This window comes from Caballeronia sp. AZ7_KS35, assembly GCF_023631045.1.
In the GTDB taxonomy this organism is placed as follows: Bacteria; Pseudomonadota; Gammaproteobacteria; order Burkholderiales; family Burkholderiaceae; genus Caballeronia; species Caballeronia zhejiangensis.
The window spans coordinates 1-6,160 of the sequence record NZ_JALQDV010000022.1 but is presented as its reverse complement, the minus strand read 5'-3'; the positions used below and the strand labels follow the sequence as shown (position 1 = coordinate 6,160).

The window sequence follows — 6,160 nt, the reverse complement described above, 5'->3', positions numbered from 1 at the left end:
GGGCGGCGGAGGCTGCGGCTTCGTGGCTTTCGGCTGCGGACGTCGCGCTGGGGAGGTCGAGGGATTGCGTGTACATGTCGGCACTCGCTCAAAAGAAGTCGCTGTCCGGCGATTATAAACCGACCGGACGGTCGGTAAATGCGTTTTTGAGACGTATTCGGGTAACTCCGCATGCGAGAAGCGGATCCCGTCGCGCAAAGCGCGCGATCGTTAATCTAGTGCAGGCAGGAGGAGAAACGAAAAGAGGGGCAGGCGAAACATAGCCTGCCGCTCTTTATAACGCGGGATCGGAAACTGTTTTAACGCGGCTGCTGCGCGGCGAAATCCTCAGCGTCGACGTCGTAGCCCGACGGTTCCCAGCGCACGGCGAACAGCGCGACGAGCCCCGCGAGCGGCGCGACGGCGATGATCCAGAACACCTTCGTGCCGAGCACCGCCGACAAGACCGGGAACAGGAACAGCGAAACCGTCGAGCTGGCGCGCATCAGCGTCTGATTGAAGCCGACGCCGACACCACGCAGCGAAGTCGGATAGCTCAGCGACGCAAACGTCATGCTGTGCGAGCCAGGCCCGACGCCCTGTCCGAGCAGGAACGCCGCGAGAAACGCGATCGCGACGACGACTTCGACGCCCGTCGACGGCTTCCCGACGATCGCGAGCCCGACGAGCGCCGCAAACTGAAACGCGTAACCGACGACCGACAGCTTCCACGCGCCGAATTTCGGCACCGTGCGCACGGAAAACAGCCCGCCCGCGAACGCGAAACACAGATTGAGCGCGAGCGACGCGAGGATCGTAGTGAGCATCGATTGCGCGAGGAAACTCGAAATGATGACCGGCAAGCCGAACGCCACGGCGTTATAGGCGAACGACGACGCGATGGCGATGACCGTCGCCAGCACGGTCCGGCGCAGGTAGACGCCGCGCAGCAGCGCGCCGTAGTTGCTCCACGTCGCGCGACGCGCCTTCGGCGCAACGGTGGCGGTTTCGTCGACGCGGGCATCGATGCCGTACGAGCGCTTGAGGATCGCGGCCGCGCCTTCCAGATCGCCCTGATTCGCGGCCCAGACCGGCGATTCGCTCATGTATCGGCTGCGAATCGCGATGATCGCAATCGCCGGAACCGCGCCAAAGCCGAGGATCAGACGCCAGAGCCAGCCCGCGTTGTGTTCGGGCAAGACCGCGTACAAACCGAGCACCAGCAGATACGAGACGCTGATCGCCGCGTACCAGACCGGGCACCACATCGCGACGCGTGCCGCCTTGTTGCCGCGGCCCTGCAAGCGGGAAAATTCCGCGAGAAAGGCCATCGCGACGGGCAAATCGATGCCGACGCCCAGTCCCATCACGAAACGCGCACCGCCGAGCACCCAGGCGTTCGGCGCGAGCGCGCAGGCGATCGCCGCGACGACGAAGAAGAACATGTCCGCCATGAAGACGCGATAGCGGCCGACCTTGTCGGTGAGATATCCGCCGAGGAACGCGCCGATGATCGCCCCGAACGTGATCGCGGCGGCGACGAAGCCGGAGCCGGTCGGCGTCAGCGAGAATTCGCGGGCGATGTCCTTCATGCCGAACGCGAGCGCGCCCAGATCGTAGGCATCGAGAAAAATGCCGCCGAGCGCGATGGCGACGACCACGCGCGCGTCGCTGCCGATGGCGGCGCCGTGGTTGACGAGGCTGGAAACATCGGCGGCGCTTTTGATGACCGGCCGTGAATCCTGGGTGGCGGACTGGGCGGCAGCGCGCTCGGGCGCGAGGGAAACGGACATGATCAGGCTATTTCAGTAAAAAGTTGTCGCTGCAACGAATCGCCGGATCGTACTGGCCCGCGCGCAGGCGGCCAAATTCTTTTTTGTTATTTAATGACTTACGCGGCGCCGTCGATGCGTTCCCGCCGCGTAGACCGGCGATGCGACAATGTCGCTCCGTTTTGTTCTTTCTATTCAGGCATGTCGTCAGTTGAAAACATCGAATCGGTGAACGTCGCGGTCGTCGGCGGCGGGCCGGCCGGGCTCATGGCCGCGGAGGCGCTCGCGGCGGGCGGCGCACGCGTCGATGTGTTCGACGCGATGCCGTCCGTCGGACGCAAATTCCTGATGGCCGGCAAAGGGGGCATGAATCTCACGCATTCGGAGCCCGCCGACGCGTTCCTCGCGCGATACGGCGCGCGCAGCGGGGAGATCGCGCCGCTGCTCGCGCGCTTCGATGCAAGCGCGTTGCGGGATTGGGTTCACGGCCTGGGCGTCGAGACTTTCGTCGGCAGCTCGGGGCGCGTGTTTCCCACCGACATGAAAGCCGCGCCGATGCTGCGCGCATGGCTGCATCGGCTGCGCGCGTCGGGCGTCACGTTTCATATGCGGCATCGCTGGCTCGGCTGGGCCGACGAACGCGCGTCGATATCGCGGTTCGCGACGCCATCGGGCGAGAAACACGTTCGGCACGATGGGCTCGTGCTGGCGCTCGGCGGCGCAAGCTGGCCGCAACTCGGCTCCGATGGCGCCGCGCTGCCGGTTCTCGCCGCGCGCGGCGTGGCCACGCGTCCTTTCGTGCCGTCGAATTGCGGCTTCGATGTGGGCTGGAGCGAGCATTTCAGCAGCCGGTTCGCGGGCGAGCCGCTCAAGTCGGTCGCGATCGGCGTGCCGCGCGCGGACGGCGCGCCCGACTGGCGCGTTGGCGAGTGCCTCATCACCGATCAGGGTATCGAGGGCAGTCTGATTTACGCGTTATCGGCGCCGATTCGCGACCGGATCGACGAAAGTCACGGCGCCGGCGCGACGATTCTGCTCGATCTGACGCCGCAGCTCTCCGCCGAACGCGTGCGCGAGGAAGTGCTGCATCCGCGTGGCGCGCGCTCGATGTCGAGTCATCTGCAAAGCCGGCTGCATCTCACGGGCGTGAAAGCGGGTTTGTTGCGCGAATGCGTGAGCAAGGACGAATTTGCCGATCCCATCACGCTCGCCGCGCGCATCAAGGCGTTGCCGCTGCGTGTGCTGCGCCCGCGGCCGATTGCGGAAGTCATCAGCAGCGCGGGCGGCGTCGAGTTCGAAGCCCTCGATGCGCGTTCGATGCTCGCCGCGCTTCCCGGCGTGTTCTGCGCGGGCGAAATGCTCGACTGGGAAGCGCCGACCGGCGGCTATCTGCTGACGGCGTGTTTCGCGAGCGGGCTCGTCGCGGGCGAGGGCGCGCTCGCGTGGCTTGCCGAGCGCGCCTGATTCAATTTACGCGACGACCAGCCGCCACAGCGACGTGACTTCCGCCGAGCGCGCGGCGTGCAGCGGATCGGACTTGTCGATCGCCTTCGAATGACGCGGCTTGATGTCGATACGTCCATCGACCTTCAGTCCGGCCTTGTCGATCCATTCCTGCAACTGCGCGCGCGTGCGCAGGCCGAGATGCTCCGCGAAGTCCGACAGGATAAGCCAGCCTTCGCCGCCCGGTGTCAGGTGCGCGGCGAGGCCGTCGAGAAAGCCGCGCAGCATGCGGCTCTCCGGGTCGTAGATCGCGTGCTCGATCGTGGCGCTCGGACGCGCCGGAAGCCACGGCGGATTGCAGACGACGAGCGGCGCGCGGCCCTCGGGAAACATGTCGGCTTCCACGACCTTCACCTGACGAGCGAGGCCGAGTCCATCGACGTTTTCCCGCGCACAGGCGAGCGCGCGGGCGTCGACGTCGGTTGCGACGATCCGCTCGACGCCGCGCCGCGCGAGCACGGCCGCGAGCACGCCGGTTCCCGTGCCGATATCGAACGCGAGTTCCTTTGACGGCAGCGGCTGATTCGCGACCAGATCGACGTACTCGCCGCGAACGGGCGAGAACACGCCGTAATAGGGATGGATCCGCCCGCCGGCCGCGTCGATGTCGACGCCTTTCTTGCGCCACTCGTGCGCGCCGATCAGACCAAGCACCTCGCGCAAGGACACCACCGATGCTTCATCCGACGGCGGCCCGTATGCTTCCTCGCATGCCTGGCGCACGTCCGGCGCGCGTCGCAACGGGATGGCGTAGTGCTCGTCGAGCGGCAGCACGAGCATTGCGAGGGTGCGGGCGCGCTGCGATTGCGCGAGTCGATGGAGATTGAACGCATCGATCGGCGATGTTTCCGTCGCGGGCTTCTTCGCCTTGCGCGGTTTGTTGTCGATACGGCGGGCCATCGCCTGCAGCAACTGGCGAGCGTTCTGGAAATCGCCGCGCCAGAGAATCGCGGTGCCTTCGCAGGCGAGCCGGTACGCGTGATCGGCCGTCATCTGATCGTGTCCGATGACGACGCGCTTCGCGGGCGGATTGCCGCTCTCCGATCGCCAGCGGGCTGAGCGGCTTTCGCCGTCTTCATCCCAGACGAGTTGCTGCAGTGCTGAATTTTTCGATTGCATATCTATATTGATGCCCGCTGCGTAAATCATCGCGCCGGCGAAAAAAGAACTGGCAGCATTGTGAGGCCATTTCACGGGCGTCGCTGCTGCTTGTGCGCGTCGCCGGCGATGTGCGGCGCGAGCTTGATGACACTTCAGGCACAATCGAGCCTTTTCCGAACGCCATCGCCGAATGAAACTCCGAGTTCTCGCCGCGATTTGCGCGGCCGCGTGCGCCGTCCAACTCAATTTCGCGCCAATGGCGTTCGCCGCCGACGCTGCGGAAACGCCCGCCAACGAGCGATGGGTCAGCGCGTGGGGCACTGCGCTGCAGTCGATTCCGCAACTGGCGAACCTGCCGCCGCTCTATCGCGCGCCGGACGTCGCGGGGCGCACCGTCCGTCAGCTGATTTATCCGCAACTCGACGGCAAGCGGATGCGTCTGCGGATCAGCAATCTTTACGGGACCGAACCGCTCGTCGTCGAGTCCATGAGCGTCGCACGGGCGGTCGGCGGTAGCAGTGCAGCGATCCAGGCCGGCAGCGCACGGTCCGTGTCTTTCGGCGGACACAAGAGCGTGACGGTCGCGCCGGGCGCGCAAGCAACAAGCGACGTGGTCGATTTCGACGTCGCCGCGTTTCAGCCGGTCGCCGTCAGCATGTTCATGGGGAAGGATCAAAAGCTCGTCGCGTGGCACCGCGTGTCGAGCCAGGTGAACTACATTTCGACGCCGGGCGACCGCACCGGAGATGGATCGGCAGCCGCGTACCGCACGCGCTTCACGCAATATGCGTGGCTCAGCAACGTCGCGGTGGAAAGCGCGTCGGCGCACGCGATCGTGGCGATCGGCGATTCGATCACCGACGGCATGCGTTCCTCGCTCAATGCGAACCGGCGCTGGCCGGATGCGCTCGCGAAAGAAGTCGCCCGGAAAAGTGGCGGGCAAACCGCGGTCTTGAATGCGGGCATCAGCGGGAATCGTCTGCTCAGCAACTCGCCCTGTTACGGTGAGGCCGTCGTGAGCCGCTTCGAGCGGGACGCGCTGCGTCAACCGGGCGTGCGGGCGGTGATCGTGCTGATCGGCATCAACGATATCAACTTCATGGCGATGCCGGCGCACGCCGGGCTCGATTGCGACGCGCCGCACACGGAAGTCAACGCCGATGCGCTGGTGCGCGGATATCAGCGACTGATTGCGCAGGCGCATCAGCGCGGCGTGAAGATCTACGGTGCGACGCTCACGCCCGCTTCGCTGCCGCCAGAAAGAGAGTCGATCCGAACGGCGGTCAACGAATCGATTCGCGCGAGCCGGGCGTTCGACGGTGTCATCGACTTCGATCAGGCGCTGCGCGATCCGGCGCGCCCGAGCGTGCTCCAGCGCCGGTATGACAGCGGCGATCATATCCATCCGAGCGACGCGGGATACGCGGCGATGGCCGCGGCAGTGCCGATGGAGTTTGTCATCGGAGCGGCGAAGGCGGCACACTGAAGCAGACGCGAAAAAAATTGCGTTCGTCACCTTGTCATTCGTGTGTGCTTGACCTACTATTCAGCCCCTCGTCGCAAGACGAGAGCCGCCGAGCGAAACGGGCGGTCTCAGAAGTCACCGGATTTGGAAGCGAAAGCGAAAAATAGTGTTGACAAAGAGAAAAAGATTCTTCATAATCTCGTTTCTCTGCTGCTGATGCAGCGACGCAAGACGGAAGTTGAAGTAAGGCTTGTCTTGCGATGTGCTCTTTAAAAACTAACAGCCGATAAGTGTGGGCGCTTGATGGCGAGTGCGGCTGGTTCTTCGGAATCGGCAATAG

5 protein-coding genes are annotated in these 6,160 nt (G+C 65.0%); 2 read left to right on the top strand and 3 right to left on the bottom strand.

Going from position 1 to position 6,160, the window contains the following annotated elements; translation table 11 throughout:
* Positions 1-299: 299 nt before the first annotated feature.
* Positions 300-1,772, bottom strand: a complete 1,473-nt coding sequence (locus NCT05_RS15685; RefSeq protein ID WP_250502677.1) for an MFS transporter — start codon at positions 1,770-1,772, stop codon at positions 300-302.
* Between the two features lie 180 nt (positions 1,773-1,952).
* On the opposite strand from NCT05_RS15685, the gene NCT05_RS15680 reads away from it, so the two are divergent.
* Positions 1,953-3,215 (top strand): TIGR03862 family flavoprotein, encoded by a 1,263-nt coding sequence (locus NCT05_RS15680; RefSeq protein WP_250502676.1) that lies wholly within the window; start codon positions 1,953-1,955, stop codon positions 3,213-3,215.
* 6 nt (positions 3,216-3,221) lie between these two features.
* On the opposite strand, the gene NCT05_RS15675 is transcribed toward NCT05_RS15680, so the two are convergent.
* Complete coding sequence (locus NCT05_RS15675; RefSeq protein ID WP_250502675.1) at positions 3,222-4,373, bottom strand: methyltransferase; 1,152 nt, start codon at positions 4,371-4,373, stop codon at positions 3,222-3,224.
* A gap of 172 nt (positions 4,374-4,545) precedes the next feature.
* Here NCT05_RS15675 and NCT05_RS15670 point away from each other — a divergent pair, with 172 nt between their 5' ends.
* Positions 4,546-5,841, top strand: coding sequence for an SGNH/GDSL hydrolase family protein (locus NCT05_RS15670; RefSeq protein WP_250502674.1), 1,296 nt, complete (start codon positions 4,546-4,548; stop codon positions 5,839-5,841).
* Between the two features lie 34 nt (positions 5,842-5,875).
* Here the strand turns inward: NCT05_RS15670 and NCT05_RS15665 are convergent.
* A partial coding sequence (locus NCT05_RS15665; RefSeq protein ID WP_250498511.1) for a hypothetical protein occupies positions 5,876-6,160 on the bottom strand: 285 nt, incomplete at its 5' end.